17 protein-coding genes are annotated in these 20,270 nt (G+C 65.2%); 6 read left to right on the top strand and 11 right to left on the bottom strand.

Annotated features, from left to right (window positions below; translation table 11 throughout):
• Positions 1-35: 35 nt before the first annotated feature.
• From ACOQFP_RS22085 to ACOQFP_RS22075, 3 genes are all read right to left on the bottom strand, one after another.
• The gene (locus ACOQFP_RS22085; RefSeq protein WP_421585533.1) at positions 36-1,106 is read right to left on the bottom strand and encodes a quinone-dependent dihydroorotate dehydrogenase; all 1,071 of its coding nucleotides are present in this window, start codon (positions 1,104-1,106) and stop codon (positions 36-38) included.
• Positions 1,107-1,181: 75 nt separating this feature from the next.
• A complete protein-coding gene (locus ACOQFP_RS22080) occupies positions 1,182-1,403 on the bottom strand; it encodes a DUF5703 family protein (protein WP_206488800.1) in 222 nt (73 codons plus the stop codon).
• Positions 1,404-1,482: 79 nt separating this feature from the next.
• Entirely contained in the window at positions 1,483-2,508 is a 1,026-nt protein-coding gene (locus ACOQFP_RS22075; protein WP_341243754.1) for a hypothetical protein, read from the bottom strand.
• Positions 2,509-2,733: 225 nt separating this feature from the next.
• Between ACOQFP_RS22075 and ACOQFP_RS22070 the strand changes: the two genes are divergently transcribed.
• Positions 2,734-3,087 (top strand): hypothetical protein, encoded by a 354-nt coding sequence (locus ACOQFP_RS22070; protein ID WP_206488573.1) that lies wholly within the window; start codon positions 2,734-2,736, stop codon positions 3,085-3,087.
• Between the two features lie 27 nt (positions 3,088-3,114).
• Here ACOQFP_RS22070 and ACOQFP_RS22065 read toward each other — a convergent pair whose 3' ends face one another.
• Complete coding sequence (locus ACOQFP_RS22065; RefSeq protein ID WP_206488574.1) at positions 3,115-4,047, bottom strand: aldo/keto reductase; 933 nt, start codon at positions 4,045-4,047, stop codon at positions 3,115-3,117.
• A 210-nt stretch (positions 4,048-4,257) separates the two neighbouring features.
• On the opposite strand from ACOQFP_RS22065, the gene ACOQFP_RS22060 reads away from it, so the two are divergent.
• The 5 genes from ACOQFP_RS22060 to mshC all read left to right on the top strand — a co-directional run bounded on the left by ACOQFP_RS22060 (position 4,258) and on the right by mshC (position 8,623).
• A complete protein-coding gene (locus ACOQFP_RS22060) occupies positions 4,258-5,088 on the top strand; it encodes an undecaprenyl-diphosphate phosphatase (RefSeq protein WP_421585532.1) in 831 nt (276 codons plus the stop codon).
• Between the two features lie 25 nt (positions 5,089-5,113).
• Entirely contained in the window at positions 5,114-5,821 is a 708-nt protein-coding gene (locus tag ACOQFP_RS22055) for a histidine phosphatase family protein (RefSeq protein ID WP_421585528.1), read from the top strand.
• A 136-nt stretch (positions 5,822-5,957) separates the two neighbouring features.
• Positions 5,958-6,548, top strand: coding sequence for a DUF3090 domain-containing protein (locus tag ACOQFP_RS22050; protein ID WP_341243755.1), 591 nt, complete (start codon positions 5,958-5,960; stop codon positions 6,546-6,548).
• Positions 6,549-6,583: 35 nt separating this feature from the next.
• The gene (locus ACOQFP_RS22045; RefSeq protein WP_206488801.1) at positions 6,584-7,357 is read left to right on the top strand and encodes an SCO1664 family protein; all 774 of its coding nucleotides are present in this window, start codon (positions 6,584-6,586) and stop codon (positions 7,355-7,357) included.
• Positions 7,358-7,381: 24 nt separating this feature from the next.
• Positions 7,382-8,623 carry a cysteine--1-D-myo-inosityl 2-amino-2-deoxy-alpha-D-glucopyranoside ligase gene (gene mshC, locus ACOQFP_RS22040; protein ID WP_421585527.1) on the top strand — a complete coding sequence of 414 codons (1,242 nt, stop codon included), beginning with the start codon at positions 7,382-7,384 and terminating at the stop codon, positions 8,621-8,623.
• Here the strand turns inward: mshC and ACOQFP_RS22035 are convergent.
• The 7 genes from ACOQFP_RS22035 to ACOQFP_RS22005 all read right to left on the bottom strand — a co-directional run bounded on the left by ACOQFP_RS22035 (position 8,620) and on the right by ACOQFP_RS22005 (position 20,263).
• A complete protein-coding gene (locus tag ACOQFP_RS22035; RefSeq protein WP_421585526.1) occupies positions 8,620-9,858 on the bottom strand; it encodes a DUF2399 domain-containing protein in 1,239 nt (412 codons plus the stop codon). The two genes, mshC and ACOQFP_RS22035, sit on opposite strands and share 4 nt — an antisense overlap.
• The gene (locus tag ACOQFP_RS22030; RefSeq protein WP_421585525.1) at positions 9,848-14,032 is read right to left on the bottom strand and encodes a TIGR02680 family protein; all 4,185 of its coding nucleotides are present in this window, start codon (positions 14,030-14,032) and stop codon (positions 9,848-9,850) included. Before ACOQFP_RS22030 ends, ACOQFP_RS22035 begins: the two co-directional genes overlap by 11 nt.
• Entirely contained in the window at positions 14,033-15,469 is a 1,437-nt protein-coding gene (locus tag ACOQFP_RS22025) for a DUF2398 family protein (RefSeq protein WP_421585524.1), read from the bottom strand.
• A complete protein-coding gene (locus tag ACOQFP_RS22020; RefSeq protein ID WP_241256486.1) occupies positions 15,466-16,962 on the bottom strand; it encodes a TIGR02677 family protein in 1,497 nt (498 codons plus the stop codon). Before ACOQFP_RS22020 ends, ACOQFP_RS22025 begins: the two co-directional genes overlap by 4 nt.
• A gap of 168 nt (positions 16,963-17,130) precedes the next feature.
• Positions 17,131-17,430 carry a Rieske (2Fe-2S) protein gene (locus tag ACOQFP_RS22015; RefSeq protein WP_421585523.1) on the bottom strand — a complete coding sequence of 100 codons (300 nt, stop codon included), beginning with the start codon at positions 17,428-17,430 and terminating at the stop codon, positions 17,131-17,133.
• Positions 17,427-19,916 carry a nitrite reductase large subunit NirB gene (gene nirB / locus ACOQFP_RS22010; protein WP_421585522.1) on the bottom strand — a complete coding sequence of 830 codons (2,490 nt, stop codon included), beginning with the start codon at positions 19,914-19,916 and terminating at the stop codon, positions 17,427-17,429. The genes ACOQFP_RS22015 and nirB overlap by 4 nt, the downstream gene beginning before the upstream one ends.
• On the bottom strand, positions 19,916-20,263 hold the full coding sequence (locus tag ACOQFP_RS22005; protein WP_206488583.1) for a molybdopterin oxidoreductase: 348 nt from the start codon (positions 20,261-20,263) through the stop codon (positions 19,916-19,918). Before ACOQFP_RS22005 ends, nirB begins: the two co-directional genes overlap by 1 nt.
• Between the last annotated feature and the right edge of the window lie 7 nt (positions 20,264-20,270).

Below are 20,270 nucleotides of genomic sequence, written 5' to 3'. Positions count from 1 at the left end.
GAGGTGCGCAAAGGGCCCACGACAGATGGGGCCGGTCAGGCTCGGTTCGCCGAACCCACGGCCTCGGCGATCGTGGCGAAGCCGTTCCGGGCGAGCCGCGCCGACAGTCCCCGGTGAATGTTCCTGATCCACAGCGGGCCGCCGTAGATGAAACCGGTGTACCCCTGCACCAGGGACGCCCCTGCCGTGATGCGTTCCCACGCCTGTGCCTCGGTCTCGATTCCCCCGACCGAGATCAACGCGAGCTCGGTTCCCACCCGGCGGTACAGACGACGCAGCACCTCGAGCGAACGGTCGGCAAGTGGCGCACCGGACAGGCCACCGGCACCGAGGGCGGCGACCGACTGCGCATCGGTCCGCAGACCGTCCCGCGAGATCGTCGTATTGGTGGCCACGATGCCCGCGAGACCGAGTTCGACGGCCAGATCGGCAACGGCATCGATATCGTCGTCGGACAGGTCCGGAGCAATCTTGACCAGTACCGGAACCGAAACCACCTCCTGTACTGCGACCAGAATCGGCCGCAAGGATTCGACGGCCTGCAAGTCACGAAGCCCCGGAGTATTGGGCGAGCTGACATTCACGACGACGAAATCCGCCAGAGGGCCGAGCAGTTCGGCGCTCGCGGTGTAGTCCGCAGCTGCCTCGGCAGGCTCGACTGTCTTGGTCTTGCCGATATTCGCGCCGATCGGAATGCGGGTACGCCTGCCACGCAACCGCTCCGCGGCATGCTCAGCACCATGATTGTTGAAGCCCATCCGATTGACGATCGCGCGATCGAGTGGCAACCGAAACAGGCGTGGCGTGGGATTTCCTGGTTGGCTCTGCGCCGTCACGGTGCCGATCTCGGCGAATCCGAACCCGATGGGCTCCCAGGCGTCTATGCCGTCCGCGTTCTTGTCGAAGCCGGCGGCAAGGCCGAGCGGACCCGGAAAATCGACACCGAACACCGTCGACCGGAGCCGCGGGTCGTCGGCCACGAACATCGCGGCGGCCAGGCGGCGGAACGGCGGGACGGCAGCCACGGCTCGGAGCACCCCGAACGCCAGGTGATGAATCCGCTCCGGTGGTACGAGGAACATCAAGCGCAACAGGGCGCGGTACAGACGGTCTCCCACGGTCTTCTTTCCGATCAATCCTGGTCGTCGAACATCCTGCGCTCGAACAGTACTGCGAGCAGGTCAGATTCCGGGCTCCGGGATGTGATGGGCGCTCTTCTTCCGCTTGAGCAGCACTCGCCGGCTGCCGTCGGTGTAGAGGCGAACACGCGACAGTTCCCAGCCGCCGAATTCCGCTTGAATCGCGAGCCTCATCGATGCCGTCACCCGAGTGACGTCAGGCGGAAGCCGCAGCGGAACGTACTCCCAGTCGTCAGCGGGCGACACCTCCCAGCCGACGGGCATCTTCGCTCGCCCCGGCTTCGAATTCTCCTGCGCGCTCACGTGCCTCCTCGGTCTGCGCTCCCCGGTCTGCGCTCCATGGTCAACGGGCTGCAGCGGGGATCCGTTGTAGCCCGTCTCCGGTCGCCGATCCCACGTACAGGTCGCCGGTGTCGGCGTCGACGGTCACCGAATCCGGCTGCCGCACAGTAGCGAACCGATCGACCTCGACCGGAATTCCGGTGTCGAGTGTGTATCCGGCCACCTCGTTGACGGCGGGCAGAGTTACCCACACGACGCCGGACTGTTCATCGTAGGCCACTGCCCAGGGTTGTGACCCGACCGGAAAACGTTGCCGCATCAGCAGATCGTGGGAGGTGAAGACGAGTAGCTCGGTCCCGGTCGAATCGGTGACCAGCAGGCGACCGTATTCGTCGCTGGTCATCTCGGCTGCGCCTTCACCTGCACGGAGGGCGACGCCGAGCGTGCCGTTATCGAGATCGAGATCGGTGACCGATGTCTGTCGACGATCGAGAACCGAGACGCCGTCCGGTGTGCTGGCCAGGGCATCTGCCGAGGTGACGCTACCTCCAGAGACCGTGGTGACGACCTGCCCGTCCGCGCCGAAGACGCGGACCTTGCCGGTGTCGTCACCGACAGCGGTGGTGCCGTCGGGTAGATCGGCAGCCGAGAGGGCGTTGGAATCGACGTCGAGATCGGTGCGGTTTCCATCGGCCACGTCGAGTCTCGCGACGGATCCGTCCATGGGGATCAGTACGGTCGAATCTCGCCCGGCGACCAGAGACGCCGCAGTGGAGCCGAGGTCGATCACCCGCGTATCGGCCGGGTCGCCGTCACGGAGCAGGCTCACCGTTGTCGACCCGTCGGTCAGTGCCACCAGCGTGCGGGTGACAGGATCGAAGGTCAGTGCGTTCACGGGCGCGAATTCGGTGACGGTTCCTGCAGGTGTCACGGACGTGACCGGGGACTGGGCAGCAGGCAAGGGCTCGACGGATATTTCGTCCTGGGGTGCGTCGTCGCTCGAGCACCCGCTCACCGACAATACGATGACGACGGCGAGCGCGGACGCAACTGCCGCTCGGGCCGTACGAGCCGACGATGTTCGCATGGGACCGAACCTACTTCCCTCTGGTGACGCTGCCCGGTGACGGCGTTGTCCTGTTCTCTAGCTGCCACATCTGTACCAGCGTGCGTGGTCTCGGCGAAATCGGCCGGTCCGAATCGACCGAGGTCCTCTCGCGCCGAGAGAAGCGGTAGCGTGTTTTTTCGACGTGGATCGGGCGCGAGAGGGTGGAGCAACTGCTGGCTACGGCCGCACGAACGGGGAGTGGACGTGGAATCCGAGGAAACGCAATTCGTCGTCGAGGAAGTGAACGCAGGAACGCATCCGAATGGCTTCGGCCGGACCGATGACGGCCGGGCGTTCGCTTTTCGAGTGCACGGGCGCACCCTGTACGTGGAGATCTACCGGGCCGACGTGAGATCGCCGGTACCGGATCGATCGGAGATCGAGGCGGTGGCCGAGCAATCGGTCACCGAAGTCGATCTGACGGACGAACGCAGCATCATCGGCCTCGTGCGTGATGCGGTCGCTCATGCCCAGCAGTTGTCCGATGCATCACAACGGGACACCACCGCAGTGCGTGCCTTCTTCAATCGGGTCAACTCCGTCCTGGAGGGATTCTGACACCGACGAAAGAGCTCCTCGACCGATCTAGGCGCTGACGTCGTCGAGGGCCGATGTGATGGCCGACGGTAACTCGAGTTCCTCGGCCATCAATGCGCCCATCAGCTGAGCGAGGTCGCGAGCTCCCACGATTGCGCTGCTCACGCCCGGCCGATCCCGAGCCCACGCGAGAGCAACCACCAACGGTGAGGTGGCGAGCCCATCGGCAGCGGTCACGGCGGCGTCGACGATGCTGACGGCGGAATCGGTCAGATAGGCGAGCACGGACTCGGCGTGCAGCTCGTCGGCACCGCGGGAGTCGGCGGGTATTCCGTTGCGATACTTACCCGTCAACACCCCGCCGGCGAGGGGCACTGCGGCGAGTACACCTATGCCGTGGTGATGCGCAGCAGGGATCAGTTCGTCTTCGATCCCGCGTGCCAGCAGCGAATACTCCGCCTGCGTGGCGACGATGTGCCCGGTGCCTGCAGCGCCTGCGGCCGTCGCCAGCTGCCAGCCGAGGTAGCCACGAGCACCCGTGTATCGGACCCGTCCACTGGTCACCGCATAGTCGAGAGTGGCTGCGATCTCGTCGACGGGCGTCATCGGATCCCAGGCAGCGACCTGCCACAGATCGAGATAGTCGGTGCCGAGTTCACGCAGGGTCGCGTCCAGCTGACCGAGTAGTCCCCGTCGGGAACAGTCGACCTGATACCGGCCGTAGTGCGCGCTCAGACCCGCTGCGCTGCTGATCACCAGCTCGTGGCGGGGGACCACGTCGTCGAGCAACTCCGCGAGAACCCGTTGCGCGCGCCCGTCCCCGTACGCGGGTGAGGTGTCGACGAGGGTTCCGCCTGCCTCGGCGAACGCGGACAACTGTGCGGCGGCGTCGTCACCGTCGGTTCCGCTACCCCATCCGAGGGTGCCCAGGCCGAGTCTGGAGACTCGAAGCCCGCTGGTGCCGACCGATCTCTGCTTCATATATGCCGAATGTCCTTTTACGCTTGGTCGTCGGTGTCGAACTGCACTGCCGCCAGTGCACAGTAGTGCGCTACGTCGTCGTGTGTGAACCTGCCGCGCCGGGTACGGTCATGCCGTGAATCGCCAATGCAGAGTGCGGGCCGTCGCCCGTGCATCAGTCGTGAACAGTCCAGACCTCGCGATGTCCGGCCGGAGTGCCGCATGATCGACATGACCTGGCTGCAGGCGATCGTGCTCGGTGCCGTGCAGGGATTGACCGAGTTCCTGCCGATCTCCTCGTCCGGGCACCTGCGCATCGTCTCCAGTGTGTTCTGGAATGAGGACGCCGGTGCCTCCTTCACTGCGGTGACCCAGCTCGGTACCGAAGCTGCTGTGCTGCTGTTCTTCTGGCGCGACATCGTCAGAATCGTCAAGGCCTGGTTCGTCGGCCTCAAGCAGAAGGACGAGCGCGGACTCGACTACCGCATGGGGTGGTACGTGATCATCGCCACCATTCCCATCGGTGTCCTCGGTCTGCTGTTCAAGGACCAGATCCGGACGGGTGCGCGCAATCTGTATCTCATCGCGTTCATGCTGATCGCCTTCGCGATCGTCATCGCGATCGCGGAGAAGGTCGGCCGCAAAGCACGGCCGATCGAGAAGCTGACCACCCGCGACGGCATCGTCATGGGTCTGGCGCAGTGCTTGGCCTTGGTTCCCGGGGTGTCCCGCTCGGGCGCGACGACCAGCGCCGGGCTGTTCCTCGGGCTCGAGCGTGAAGCAGCGGTGCGTTTTTCGTTCCTGCTGGCCATCCCGGCAGTCACCGCATCCGGTCTGTTCTCGCTTCCCGACGCCTTCGAGCCGGTCGGCTCGGGCCTCGCGGCGTCCGGGGCGCAATTGCTGGTGGCCACCGTCATTGCCTTCGGCTTGGGTTATGCCTCGATCGCCTGGCTGTTGAAGTTCGTCACGAATCACTCGCTGTACTGGTTCGTCGGCTACCGCATCGCTCTGGGCGTCGTGGTGCTCGGATTGCTGGCCGGCGGGGTCGTATCCGCCACCTGACGCAGGTCTGGTTAGGCTCGGAGCAATGACAGTCATTCTGCTTCGTCACGGTCGTTCGACATCGAACACCGCAGGCACGCTGGCGGGGCGCGGTGAAGGGATCGCGCTCGACGAGCGCGGACGTGAACAGGCGCAGGCCGTCGCGGATCGGCTCGGCGACCTTCCGATTGCCGAGATCGTGCGGTCGCCGCTGCTGCGATGCGAGCAGACCGTGGAGCCGCTGGCAGCCCAGCTCGGGCTGGCGCCGACCGTCGAGGAGCGGCTGGTCGAGGTCGACTACGGGCAGTGGACGGGCCGGACCATCAAGGAACTGTCGACCGAGCCGCTGTGGAAAGTGGTGCAGCAGCATCCGTCGGCGGCGGTGTTCCCCGGCGGCGAGGGTCTGGCTACGGTGCAGCAACGGGCGGTTCAGGCGGTGCGGGAACACGACGCCAGGCTTGCCGCCCACCATGGCCGCGATGTGTTGTGGGTGGCCTGCTCACATGGCGATGTCATCAAATCGGTGATCTCGGATGCGATGGGTGCCCACCTCGATTCCTTTCAGCGCATCGTTGCCGACCCCGCGTCGATCAGTGTCGTTCGGTACACCTCGACGCGGCCGTTCGTACTGCGGACCAACGACACCGGGACGGATCTGACCGGATTCGTCCCGAAAGCCGAGGATCCGAATCCTCCCGAAACCGAGGCCGCGGACTCTTCCGACGCGGTCGTCGGTGGCGGGGCAGGTAGCTAGATCGGCAGTTTCGCTGCCGAAATTCCGATCGATGGCAGGCTGGAGAGCAAGCAATACAGTCCGCGATCGATCTGTGGTCGATAATGAAGATTCGACGATGTGCTTCGTGGAGTTGTTCGAGTTGTGAGGAGGTGCAATGCCGCGCGCAATACACGTTTTTCGCACCCCTGATCGTTTCGTTGCCGGCACCGTAGGTGAACCGGGCGACCGAACGTTCTTCCTGCAGGCGGTGCACGACGCCCGAGTGGTATCGGTCGCCTTGGAGAAGCAGCAGGTGCAGGTGCTGGCCGATCGGATGGGTCTGCTGCTCGAAGAAGTGCACCGCCGGTTCGGAGCCGACGTGCCTGCGGAGGAGACCGACACCGTCGACACCAGTCCGCTGCTGACTCCGATCGACACCGAGTTCCGCGTCGGCACGATGGGCCTGGGCTGGGACGCCGATGCCAACGCAGTCGTGGTGGAGTTGTTGGCCGTCAGCGAGGTGGAAGTGGACGAATCCGTCGTTCTCGATGACACCGACGAAGGCCCCGACGCTGTTCGGGTCTTTCTCACCCCGGTTCAGGCTCGTGAGTTCGCCGTCCGGTCCGAACGGGTGATCGCTGCGGGCCGCGCGCCGTGTCCGTTGTGTGGCCAGCCCCTGGCCCCAGAGGGGCACGTCTGTATCAGAACCAATGGCTACCGCCGCGGTGCGACGTTCGGTCCGGTGACCGAAGTAGACGAGTCTTGACCGTCGAACTTCCGCCGTTCGAGGGCCGCGAAACGATGGAGACCGGCGATCTCACCGTCGTCGGACGAGTGGTTTCGGCCAGCAACGCCACACTGGTCTGCGAGGCAGGCGAGGGGGAGGCGTCGGTCCGGTGCGTCTACAAACCGGTCCGCGGTGAAGTACCGCTCTGGGACTTTCCCGACGGCACTCTCGCTGGACGGGAGGTGGCGTCGTACGAGATTTCCGAGGCGCTGGGCTGGGGCGTGATTCCCCCGACAATTCTGCGGGACGGGCCGTTCGGCCCCGGCATGGTGCAGAAGTGGATCGACACGCCCGATGATCACGCCGAGGGACGCGTCGATCTCGTGGACATCTGTCGTCCGGATCTCGTTCCACGGGGGTGGATTCCGGTGTTGCAGGCGTACGACGGCGACGGCGAGGAAATTGCGTTGATCCACGCCGACGATCCGCGTCTGCAGCGGATGGCGGTACTCGACGTGATCCTCAACAATGCCGATCGGAAGGGTGGCCACGCGCTCGAAGGTCTCGACGGATACGTCTACGGAGTCGATCACGGCATTTGTCTGCACTCCGAGAACAAGTTGCGCACGGTGCTGTGGGGCTGGGCCGGCCAAGCGGTGGACGACGCCTTGATGACCGATGTAGTTCGGTTCGTCGACACCTTCGATGCGGTCACCGCTCCGCGCCTGGTGGACAAGATCACTCTCGCCGAAACAGTGGCAGTTCTCGACCGGGCACAGGAGTTGATCGCACGACCGGTCATGCCCGAGCCGCGCTCGAGCAGACCGATACCGTGGCCCGCCTTCTGATTCGACTCGGATAGGCTCGACTGCATGCATTCTTGGTCGAGCCCTGAGATCCCGACAATCCCCGGACAGGGTCCAGCGCTTCGATTGTTCGACACCGCAGATCGTCGGGTTCGTCCCGTCACCCCGGGTTCGACTGCTTCGATGTACGTGTGCGGCATCACCCCGTACGACGCCACCCACCTCGGCCATGCCGCCACGTATCTCACGTTCGACCTGATCAACCGGTTGTGGCGGGACGCGGGCACGGACGTGCACTACGTACAGAACGTCACCGATGTCGACGATCCACTGTTCGAGCGCGCCGATCGCGACGGTGAGGACTGGCGTGATCTCGGTGCCCGTGAGATCGAACTCTTCCGCGCCGATATGGAAGCGCTGCGGGTGATCGCACCGCGCGACTACATCGGTGCCGTCGAGTCCGTGAACGAGGTCGTCGAACTGGTGGAGAAACTGGTTGCGGCCGGTGCCGCCTATGTCGTCGACGATGCTGAATACCCGGACGTGTACTTCAGCGCCGCCGCGACCGAGCAGTTCGGCTACGAGTCCGGTTACGACCGGCCCACGATGGACAGGTTCTTCGCCGAACGCGGCGGCGATCCGGATCGGGCGGGTAAGCGTGATTCCCTCGATGCGCTGCTCTGGCGTTCGGTGCGACCGGGTGAGCCGTCGTGGCCGTCGCCGTGGGGTCCAGGTCGGCCCGGCTGGCACATCGAGTGCGCGGCGATCGCACTCAACCGGATCGGGTCCGGGTTCGATATTCAGGGCGGTGGAAGCGATCTGATCTTCCCGCACCACGAATTCTCGGCCGCGCACGCCGAGGCTGCTACCGGTGATGCCCGCTTCGCCCGGCACTACGTGCACACCGGAATGATCGGACTCGACGGCGAGAAGATGTCCAAGAGTCGCGGCAACCTGGTGTTCGTCTCGAAACTACGCGCGGAGAACGTCGACCCGGCCGCTGTGCGACTCGGTCTGCTCGCCGGCCACTATCGGCAGGATCGACCGTGGTCCGACGAGGTCCTCGAACGCGCCCACACCCGCCTGGCACTGTGGCGTCGGGCGGCGGCACTCGAGAGCGCGGCACCGGCCGAGGACGTGATCAACCGGTTGCGGCAACATCTTGCCGATGACCTGGACACTCCGAAGGCACTCGACGCGCTCGATGCGTGGGCGAGTTTCGCGGTAGAACGCGGCGGGTCGGACGCGAGCGCACCCGGAGGCTTCGCCGATGCCGTGGATGCTCTGCTCGGAGTCCGTTTGCGCTAGGCCTCGGGGCCGAGGCGTAGATCCGCCAGCAGGTCGGCTATCAGTCGCTCCTCCATGACTGCTCTACCTGAATCACGCAGGGCAGCAGCCAATTCCGGGGCCCATCGGCTTTCCGTCGGATGTCCCTTCAACGGTTCGGAGTAGCGTGCGTCGAGCGCGTGGCGATAGGCGTCGACGTCCATCCGCCACGGCACCGCGTCGTATCGGGAGACCGCTCGGGTCACCATGTGCACTCCGGCCCAGTCGAAATCGGCACGCCAGCGGACGGTGGTTCCCGGCGCGAGGAAAGCGAGCAGTCGGTGTACCGCGACGGAGGGCTGACCATCGGTGCAGATCAGGCTCGCGCAGTTCGACCCGAGGGTGCGGGCTGCGGCGGCGAGAACCGCCACGTTCTCGCAGACGAACACCGTGGACGAGCTGTTGGTGAGCGAACCGCGCATGAGCATGTCCACCGTGACCGGAAAGGGAACGCCCTCGTCGGCTGCCTCGTTCAGCCACCGTGCCACGGTGTGGGTTTCCTCGACGCGGTAGCCGAGCACCAGCACGCGGCTGGACAACGCATCGACCGACACGCCCGCGGTTTCCCACAGCGCTCTGATGCCCACCGGATCGGCGGGGCGAGGAACGTTCTCGCGGAGAGACAATGCGTCGAGGACGAGTTTCGGGGCACCGCCGGCGGAGAGCGCCTTGGTGTCTCCGCAGGCCAGTTCCGCGAGCTCGGTCAAAGACATTCCGTCCACCGGGAGCTGGGCGAGTACCTGAGTGGCGATCGCCAACGCGTCGACGGCGACGCGGCCGCCGAGGGTGCCGTCCTGGTTGAGCAGCGAGGCGATCCAGTGCTCGATCCATTCGCGGTCGGTGCCGCCGCCGAGAACCGCCCTGGTCCGATCGAGGGCATCGGCACGCACCTGCGCCTTGTCGGCAGCGATCCGTTTCTTGTCCTGCAACGGCGCCTGCCGAGTGAGAGTGTCGATCAGTCCGAGGCCACCGTTGAGCGGATGTCGCAGCCACGCGTCGAACCGTTCCAGGTCGAGCCTGGTACTTCGTGCCCGCGAATGCAGGCTGGAGTTGGACCGCGAGATCGCGCTGCACAGGCGCCACAGTTCCGGGGCATCGCTCAGATCCACCGTGATGTTGCCCCCTACACGAAGCCAGTTGGACTCCAACTTCTTTCGCGCAGCGTCCAGCAAGGCCCCCAGTTCGGGGCTGCCTCGCCAGTCGCTGTTACCGGTCAAACTCCAGCCCACCTTCGGTTCGGGTCGGTACACGCCGCGTCAACGGAGAACCGAGTGCGGCGGCAAGGTCGGTTCCGTCGTGCTCGGCGAACAGTTCGCCGTTCTCCCACACCAGAAGTGCTGCGCTCACGGTGTTCTCGGCGGTCGAGTGGGCCAGATCGTAGTGCGCACAGCCTGGAACATCCGCGTAGGTGATCCACAGGTCGTACCCGGTCATGAACAGATCCAGATCGAACTGCACACTGAGACCGAGCAATTCGCTTCGACCGTTGTCGTCGACACCGGCGAACGCCTCGTCGAGCGCAAGCAGACGGGGTGAGTGCGGATCTGCGGACGAGAGCATCACGTGCGCTGCGGCGAACAGTGGGAGATGCAGCGACACCGACTGCTCGCCGCCCGAGAGGGCGCTGTGTCGTGCGACGGTGAGTCGATCCTCGTTCCCGTCACCGCTGATCAGGGTGAAGGCGAACACGCGCCAGCGCCGATAGTCCAACGTGGCCGACAGGATCTCGGGGTACGACCGCTCCGGATGCGCCGCGCGAGCGATCCTGATCTCCGAGGCGAAATGAGCTCGCATGGCAGCGAGATCGTCCTGGCTCAACGCCGATGCATCACGATCGAGAAGCTTGGACACCGCTCGAGCGCCGTCGTCGAGATTGTCGGCCAGCACCCAGTGCACACCGATCGTGTTACCCGAGGACATCCGGCGTTGCTTCATCTCGGCGGACATCTGCGCGATCAATTCCCGCGCGTCGACGGTGCGTTCGTGAATCTGCTGCGCAAGACCGGTCAGCAAAGCGTCCTCGAGAATGCGCCGTTCCTGCTCGGTCAGCAACAGCTCCTGATCCGATCTCGCGGCGCCGATTCGCTCGGCGAACTCGCCGACCGAGGAGTACCCCTGCTCGTCTTGTACTCGAACAACGGTCAGACCGTCCGGTGCGTCCCATTGCAGGCGGTAGTCCTGTCCCGAGGCGGCGAGCTGCGAGTCGAATTCCTGCAACGCACTCGTCAGAGCGGTCCGGGTCGACTTTCGGCTCGAATCACTGACTTTCACCGAGGCCGTCGCCGTGTCCAGCGCCGCATGCAGCGCGCGCACCACCGGCGGAAGCACAGGCACCTCGTCGTCGGGACCGTCGGCCTGCTGTACTCGATACAGAATCTGCTCGACGGTCAGCCAGGCAGACTCGCTGGCAGGCCACGCGTATCCATCGTGCACGCCGAGGATTGCGAGCAGGTCCTTGCGGGCGTACGGAGCGAGCCGCCCCGCATCACCGAGCGTTTCGGTGACGGCCGCACGCAGGCTCTCCATCGCGGTGTTGCGCGCACCCTCGGCCTTACCGATCGCTTCGCCGGCTTCCTTGTCCGCCTTGCGTGCGGCCCGCTGCTCGGCGCGGCATTTCTCGATGCGCACCCGGGCGTTCTCGAGATCGGTATCGATCTGTTCGGCGGTCGCGCCGAGCTTCTCGCTCAGTAGCTCCAGGCGTTGGACCTGTTGCCGGTAGTTTTCGTCTGCGATCGCCGCTTCCTCGGCCAGTTCCTCCGCCAGGCCGGATGCTTCTTCGAGTCGGTTGGTCGCCTCGCGGGCGCGTTCGGCCTCGCGGGTGTGGTCGGCACGTTTGCGAATCACGGCCGACCCCTGGTTCTCGAAATGCCGAATCGCCGCCGCGAGGGCATCGATGTCTCGGCCGATGTGTGGGGTGCGGTGTGCCACGGCCGCGGTGCGCAGCTGTTTTTCCTTCGCTGACAGGTCTGCGATCGCCTGGTCGAATTCGCGGTCGGTGGCCGCAGAGCTGTCTGTGGAGGTGCGCAGCGCGCCGGCGGCGGCGGTGACCACCCGCAGCGCCTTCGTGATCGCAGTAGTACGTGGAAGCTGCTTGGCGGCAGCTCCGAGCGACTGCAGGAGTTCACGCGCGCCCTGTTCCGCCGCGGTTGCGGTGTCCAGGGCTGCGGCGGCGGCGTCGATGGCTGCATCGAGTTCGGCGACACGTTGCTGACGTCGACGTGCCCGCGCCGTGGCACCGATGTACTCGGCATCGGATTTGGTGTGGCGTCCCTGCTGCACACCCTGGAAATATCGGCCTTCGACGCCCACCGAGACAGCGCTGCCCGATGGCTCGTCCTGATCGTGCTGCAGTGCAACCGATTCGAGCAGCTCGAGGATTCGCGCTTCCGGTACGGAAGTGCCTGCCTCCGGTTCGAGCACGGAGGCCAAGGTCGCCCCGGTCGGTCGGGCGGCTCGAGGCAGCGGCGACAGATACTGCTCGGAGCTCGACTCGTCGGGGAAGTCTGCGGTCGGGTGGATCCATCCGTCGAGCACATTGGCCGCCTGCAATGCCGACTCGATGCCGGCAGCGTCGGCGGCGGAGACGGTGTCGGCGAACCGCACCAACTTCCACAGTGGTGCACCCGACAGGCCGTCGCGAGAACCGCTTCGTGCCGCGAACGGCGGTGGCGCGTCGTCGCGTTCGGCCTGCACCAGCGCCAATTCCTCACGCAGCGTGTTCAATTCGGTCGCACGTGCGCTCACGTCGACGCGGGCCTGCGCCTGCCGGGCCCGGATCGAATCTATTCCGTCGGCGGTGTGCTCGGCGAGGACGGATTCCAGACTCACGGCGTCGTCGTCGCCGATCTCTGCCAGCGCCGCGTCGAGAGCATCGAAGACAGCGGAGGTGATCCCGGCGGAGGAATACAGTGCCGAGTTGGTCGACCACCACGCGCGGAGGCCGGTGGCGAAGTTCGCCTTCTCGACGTCGACGGCTGCCTCCGCCTCGGTGACCGCTGCGGTCGCCGTCTCGAGCAGCTCCCGCCCTTTCGATGCGGCCTTCTCGGCACGTGCGCGTTCGGTCGAGGCCTTCTCGACGGTTCCCAGCGCCTCGCGGACCGCGCGTACGTCACCGTCGCGTTCCTCGGCGTGGCCGCGCAGTGCGGTGCTGAGTTGATCGCTTCGAGCCGATCCCGGCAGCGGAGTCCAGACGATTCCTGCGTCTTCTGCGGCGGTCTGCAACTCTTCTTCGGCGCGGGTCACCGCGGCGACGGAATCACGTAGGGCAGCTTCGGCTCGGGTGGCCTCGGCAGTGCGCTGCTCGAGATCTGCCTGGGCCTTGCGTGCGCGCTCGGCTTGCTGGGCTGTCGAGGTCTCGAGCTTGGCGGCCGATTCGGCCAGGTCGTCCAGTTGCTGCTTGCCCTCGTATGCGCTCGAACGCTGCAGGGTCTCGCGGTCGGCGACCGCCTGGTCGAGAGCGCGTTCTGCCTCGTCGAATCGAGTCTCCGCAGCGGCTCGTTCCAGTAGACGACGGTGCTCGAGGGCCGCAGCCGCGAAGTGCGCGGTGGTCGCATGGGTCACTGATTCGAGTCGACGTGAGACCTGCTCGACATCGGAACGAGCCTGCACGCGAAGGTATTTGGAATACACGGAAACGAAGCTCTTGGCTGCATGGTCGGCTTGGGCAAGGCCTTCCAACGCGCGGCCCACTTCTTCCATGTCGCTGAAGGAACGTGCGGCCTCGAGCACCAACTGTTCGTCGAGGGGGCGTAGACCGTCGGTCAACGCCTGCGAGAGTCCTTTGGGGTCCAGATTCTTGGCCAACTGCGGACGGCGAAGGGTCAGAATCAAGTTGATGAGCTGGTCGTAGCGTTGTGCACCGAGCCCGAACATGCGCGCGTCGATCGCGGCGCGGTAGTCCACCGGTCGATCCGTCAACGCATCGGTGCCCAACTGTTCGCCGAGTTGCTTCTTCGTCAGCGGCCGGTCGTCGGAACCCAACAGCGAAAAGTCCACGCCCACGCGGCCGTCGGCGACGAAGTACCAGCGGGTCACCTTGTCGTTGTGCCGACTGGCCCGCATGCCGATTCCGACGGTGACCGATTCGGGATCTTCGCGCGAACCCCGTCCGAACTCCATCCACACATACGAGTGCGCGCTTTCCTGCCCTCGGTAGAGCAGGTTGGATTTCATCGTTCGCTCTTCTCCGGCAAAGGGATTGAGTCGGCGCGGTTCGATGCGGCCATCGAGAACGAATGGAAACAGCACTTCGAGTGCTTTGGTCTTGCCCGAGCCATTCGGGCCACGCAGCACCAGGCGACCGTCGGCGAACGAGAACTCCTGATCGCGGTAGTCCCAGAGGTTGACGATTCCTGCTCGCATCGGCCGAAAGCGAGTCGAGTGTGCGGTCATCTACTGAGCCTCTGCTTCGGGGAATTCGGTACTGGCGGTCTGTTCGGTGCTGGCGGGTTGCTCGGTGCCGAACAACGAATCCTGCGGGGTTCGATCACGCACGCTGACCATCACGTCTCGGTAGCGCGCGATAACCGGAAGCACCAGCACGCCGCCGGACACGCTGTGTACGAGGCGAAGTCGATGAAGCAGAGCAAGTGCCCGCAACCGGAGACCATTCTTGTCGGTCTGCCACTGTGCTGCGAAGGTTCGGCCGAATCGCTCGACGAGATCATCGACGACCGACGCCAGCCAGCTGTCCTCGATCAGTGGATACTGTTGCCTTGCCGGGTTTCGGTCGACCGTCCTCGGTTCGGAAGACAATCCGAATTCGGCGAGATCGCCGAAGATTCCGCCGTCCGGGATTGCTGTGTCCAGCTGTTCGATCAGGGCGTCTGCGTCCGGAAGCGGATAGGTTGGCAGCTTCGGTGCATCCGGATCGATCACGCGGTCCGAGATTTCACCCGCGATCAGTAGCGCGACCTGAGCAATGGTGCCCGTACTGGGGAATCGGTAGTCGGACAGCCGCCCCGAGCTGTCGATGAGCGCCACCCCCTCGGAGCGACGCTCGGCGGTCAGGCCGGTGAGAAGTTCGACTTCGCCGACCGTGCGAGAGGCGGCAAGTGCGGCTTTTCCGTCCGAATCCAGGTCGTCCAGATAGACCACCGGCTGTTCCACCAGTGCTCGTCGTACCGCGCGCAGCGTTTCCTTCGGGTCGACGGGTCGCTCGGGATCGGGACGCTCCGGATCGGCTTCGTCGGAGTCGATCGGGGCATCCGGGCCTGCCAGCAACCCTCGAACGGACCGTAGATGTTGTACGGCGCGGGGCGGCCGGAACATCGCCACGATGACGGGGCGGTCGATGTCGTAGAGCGCTTCGCCAGCGGACGGATTGTGGGCCCAGCCGGTCGCATCACCGTCTGCCAACGCGATCGCGCCGCGGGTCGCCAGCCAGCCGATCGCATCGACGAAGGCGTCTCGGTCGCTCGCACGATCGGTGGTGAGCTCGACTCCGTCGACCTGGCTTGCTTCTACCGCAACGTGATCGGCGAGTTCGGAGAGGGTGATCTGGTTGCCGGCTCGACCGAGGGCCGCCAAAGCCAGCGACAGGTACGCGTATCTACGACGGTCGAAGATTCGATCGGTTGACGTCCGTGCGGGTTGGCTGTCGTCGAGTCGGTCGATCACCGGGAACAGTCGTGCAGTGGTCTCGGTGACCTCGAGTCGATACCCGAACAACTCGAGCAGATCCTCGCGCAGCTCGGTGGCCCATCTGCGCAGCAGTGGCAGAGCGATTCGATCGGGGTATGTCGCGGTGACCAGGTGATTCGACAGGGCCACCCGCGCAGCGCGCTGGTAGGAATCCAAGGCGAGCGACGAGATTTCGCGAGCTCTCATCGGCGAGCTACCTCGCTGACGTCGAGCGAGAGGCGATCGAGATGCAGTCGCCCTCGGGTGGTCTGCACGATGGTCGAGCGGTCGCTGTCGCTGAGGGTCAGTCGCACGCCACTGTCCGATCCGGACGAGTCGGAGGTGCGTCCGCTCACCCGGACCCGCGCGGTCAGTGCGGCGTTCAACAGGCTCAAGAGCACCTCGGTTTCCTGCTCGTCGAGCACTCGGTCGTGGATTCCGGCCGAGGCCAGCGACTGCGCCGCGGCACTGCGTGAACGCTGCGCCTCCAGCTGCTGTTCTCGCAGTCGTCTGATGCCACCGTCGTTGCGCTGTACTCGGCCCGGTACACCGGGAGTCGGAGTGCGGCCGGTCTCGGCCAAGGTCCGCGATATCTCGACCGGAGCTGCCTCCCACCACGATCGCGATGTCGAGATGATGTCCGCGTCGGGGTGGACCATGGACAGATGTCGTGGTTTACCGAGGCCGAACACGGCGTGGAACAGGGCGTGGGCACTGTCTTCGGTGGGTGCAGCAGCGAACCATCCGGCGAGATGGCGCAGTTGGCTTTCGCGACTGACACCGCCCTTGCGGGTTTCGGTGACCCGACGCAGCAGCGACAGCACGGCGGCGATTGCGCTCATCGTGCCTTCGCGGAGGCGGTCGGACTCACTGAGTTCGGACTCGGCCGAGACGAACCAGTGCGAGAGCCCCGCCCAGCGGTCGGTCCAGTCGGCGCGACGTTCGGCCACGGTGAGAAACACTCGTTCGTCGCTGACGGCGGCGCGCTCGATCAGATCCTCGATGCCGGTGGCCTCGACGAGTGCGATCGCGTCGGCGAGTTTCGGTGCATAGCGTGTGAGGTCGGAGCTGAACTCGCGCATGTGTGAGAGCAGTGCATCCTTGTGGACCAGGAAGGACTCGGGTGTGATCTCGGTGGTGCGCACCAGATCGCCGAGCACCAGGTAGAAGTGTGCCGCGCGGCTCGCCATCTCGGACAACGTCGAGTCGAGCCGACTGAGCTTTCGATAGATGCGATCGCCGTCGCCCTGACGGTTGGCCTCGGCGAGCTCGTGCATGTCGGCGAGCAGCTCGGGCAGCACCAGCCGCGACAGCGAGGCGTCGTCCAGGCGTGCGCCGAGCACATCCTCGACGGCGCGATACGCCTTGTATCCGGCTTGCCCGAATTGGTACACGAAGTGGCGATTGCGGTACTCGGCGAGAGTCGCGGCTCGGGTGCCGTCGTAGCTGCGTTCGAGCAGGCCCCAGGCGTGTAGCTGGTCGAGCAGAGGGGCGATGTCGAGTGCCGTCATACCCTCGTGCCGAACGGGGCCGCGGGCGAGGAGTTCGGCCACGTCGCCCGAATGCAGCAGGACCACGTAGTTGGCGCGAGCAGTGTCGAAAGCACGCAGAACCGAAAGGTATTCGGAGCGCTTCTCGGCGACGGCGAAGGAGAAGAGACCGAGCCGATCTTCCTCCACGAAGGCGTTCGCGACTCCCAGCCGCGTGTCCTCACCTGAATCGCTCACTGGAACAGGGTAGGGGGTCAGGAGAGGAGCTTGCGGAACGACCCGGGGGAACAGGAGAGGAGCCTGCGGAACGACCCGGGGGAACAGTAGAGGAGCTTGCGGAACGACCCGGCCTCGGCTGCGTCGGTCGTTCATCCCCGTCTACAACTGCACGGTCACTTTCCCGTCCTCCAGGCTCGCGGGGTATGTGCGCACCGGGGCGATGCCGCTGGGGCAGCTGCCGTCGTCGAGCGAGAAGGTGTACTGGTGCAGCGGGCAGACCACGATGGCCCCGTCGATCTGACCGTCGGCAAGGGGCCCGCCCTTGTGTGGACAGACGGCGTCCATCGCGCGTACCGAACCATCGCTGAGCAGAAATACGGCGATCTGTTTGCCGTCCACCACGTATGCCCGTCCTTCGCCGGGTGTGAGGTCCTCGACCGCCCCGACCTGCACGCTCATCGGACCGGAACCTGAGGGAGCGGAACCAGCGGTAGCGACGGGCTGAACTGGGCGGGTGACTTCGGTGCCGCGCGGTCCTGCCACGGATCCACATATCCCTCCACTGCGGTCTGCATCCGCTCGTCGAGTCCTGCCACGATGCCGTCGCGGTCCTCGACAAGGACGCTCTGCAGTTCTTCCAGACCGATGCGCGGGACCCAGGCGTACGTGCGCTCCAACCATTGGGCGTTCTCTCGGTAGTGCTGAATGAACCTGCCCGCCAAGGTCAGGACCTCCTCGGCCCCTGTCACGGTGGCCAGTAGATCGCCCTTGCGGATATGTGCTCCTGCCGCACCTCCGACGTAGATCTCCCATGCGCCGTCGCCCACCGAGACGACGCCGAGGTCTTTGCACAGTGCCTCCGAGCAGTTGCGTGGGCAGCCGGCGACCGCAAGTTTCAACTTCGCCGGACTTTCCAAGCCTTGAAAACGCTCTTCGAGGGCGATGCCAAGGGCCGTCGAGTCGCCGAGGCCGAAGCGACAGAAGTCGCTACCCACGCAGGTCTTCACCGTGCGCATGCTCTTGCCGTAGGCGAAGCCCGACGGCATGTCCAGATCTCCCCATACCTTCGGCAGGTCCTCCTTCTGGATGCCGAGAAGGTCGATGCGTTGGCCGCCGGTGACCTTGACCAGCGGTACGTGGTATCTGTCCGCGACGTCGGCGATCTTGCGTAGCTGATCGGGGGTGGTCACGCCGCCCTTCATCTGCGGCACCACCGAGAACGTGCCGTCGCGTTGAATGTTGGCGTGGACTCGGTCGTTGATGAACAGTGCGCCGCGCTCGTCCACCCATTTCGGGCCCCATACCGTCCGCAACAACGAGGCCAACGGCATCTTGGCGGCGGCATCCTCCGCTCCGCCGGGTGCCAGCGCCGCGAAGATGGCGGACACCGCCCGAAGATTCTGCGCTCGAATCGCGCCGATCAGTTCCTGTTTGGTCATCGGGATACACGGCACGTACCAGTCCGCTGTGGGATCGGCCTCGACGGCACCGCCTGCTGTGCAGGCGATGATGTCCTCGACCAGGCCCTTGCACGATCCGCATCCTTTGCCCGCCCGAGTTCTCGCGGTCACGTCGCCGAGGTTCTTCGCGCCCGCGTGGACGCAGGCCACGATCGCAGCTTTGGTGATGCCGTTGCAGTTGCAGACCTGTGCATCGTCTGCCAGTTCGGCGGCTCCTGTTGCTGCAGAGGGTGTTCCCATGTCGAAGAGCATGCTGATGCGTTCGTCGGGCAGGGGTACTTTCTCGTCGAACGCCTGGCTCAGGAAGTTGGCTTTGGAGATGTCGCCGAGCAGTGTGGCCCCGACGAGCTTGTTGCCTCGGACGATCACCGACTTGTATGTGCCACTGCGCGGTTCGTAGAACTGGACGAACTCGTCGTCGTCACGCTCGGGTGCGGTGATTCCCATCGAGGCGACGTCGACACCGGCCACCTTGAGCTTGGTGGTCAGGCGTGAACCGTGATACGCCGCAGCCGGATTCGTTCCGGTGAGAACATCTGCCAGCACCGTGGCCTGCTCCCACAACGGTGCAACGAGCCCGTAGACCTCACCGCGATGCTGGCAGCATTCACCGACGGCATAGATCGAACCCTCTTCCTCGCAACGTAATTGATCGTCGACGACGATTCCTCGCTCTATCACCAGTCCGCCGCCGCGAGCGAAGTCGACATTGGGACGAATGCCCGCGGTGACCACGATCATGTCTGCGGCGAGGGAGGTGCCGTCGTTGAACCCCACACCGGTGACGGCACCGTCTGCGGAGCGCAGCACCGAGGTGGTCCTCTTGGAGGTGTGCACTCCCACTCCGAGTGACTCGATCTTGTTTCGCAGTACGCGTCCACCACGCTCGTCGAGTTGCTGATTCATCAGGTGGCCGGGGGAGTGCACCACGCTGACCTCGAGACCTTGGGTGCGCAGGCCGTAGGCGGCTTCGAGTCCGAGCAGGCCGCCGCCGATGACGACAGCGGTGACGTCGTCACGTGACTGCGCCATCTGGAGCATTCCGTTGGTATCTGCGATGGTGCGGAACCCGAACACGCCGCGGGCGAGCTTGCCGTCGGGCTCGCGGAGGCCGTCCATGTTGGGAAAGAACGTGTTGCTACCGGTTGCGATGATCAGGACGTCGTAATCGACGGACCTGCCGCTCTCGCACGCGACGGTCTTGGCGAACCGGTCGAGCGAGATCGCGCGGTCACCCACGTGCAGGGTGATGCCGTTCTCGGTGTACCAACTCATAGGATTGAGGATCAGATCCTCGTCGTCGACGGCGGCCTCACCGGACAGCACGTGCGAGAGCATGATCCGGTTGTAGTTGCCGTACGGCTCGTCACCGATCATCGTGATGTCGAACAGGGTGCTGCCGCCGCGGTCGAGGATCTGCTCGACAGTGCGGGCACCTGCCATCCCGTTGCCGATGACCAGCAGTCGCTGCTTACCTGCGGTCATCAGATCAGCACCAGACCGAAATCGATGACGACGTCTCCGCTTGTGCCGCACGGGGCAGCGACGACGAGTTCGAGAACGGTATCCGGATCCACGTCCTCGACCACCCGCAACGGAATGTTGACTCCGCTCTTGGCTCCGATGGGGAAGATGCGCATCGGGCTACCGTCGCGCAGCAGGGTCACCACCACCAGCTCACCGCTCGAATTTCCGCCGCGAAAGTACAACGGCTGCGCCGTGGCACCCTCGGGGACGACGAAGATCGCGCTGGGGTCGATCGATTCGGGCTTGTCCAGGCCGTTGCCGGTGAAGGAGAAGACGCCCTGCAGAAAATGCGGTGTGCTGGCCATACCGACG

Source organism: Rhodococcus sp. MALMAid1271, assembly GCF_049195265.1.
Lineage (GTDB): Bacteria > Actinomycetota > Actinomycetes > Mycobacteriales > Mycobacteriaceae > Rhodococcoides.
The sequence above is the reverse complement of the archived record's forward strand: the minus strand, read 5'-3'. Positions and strand labels throughout refer to the sequence as shown.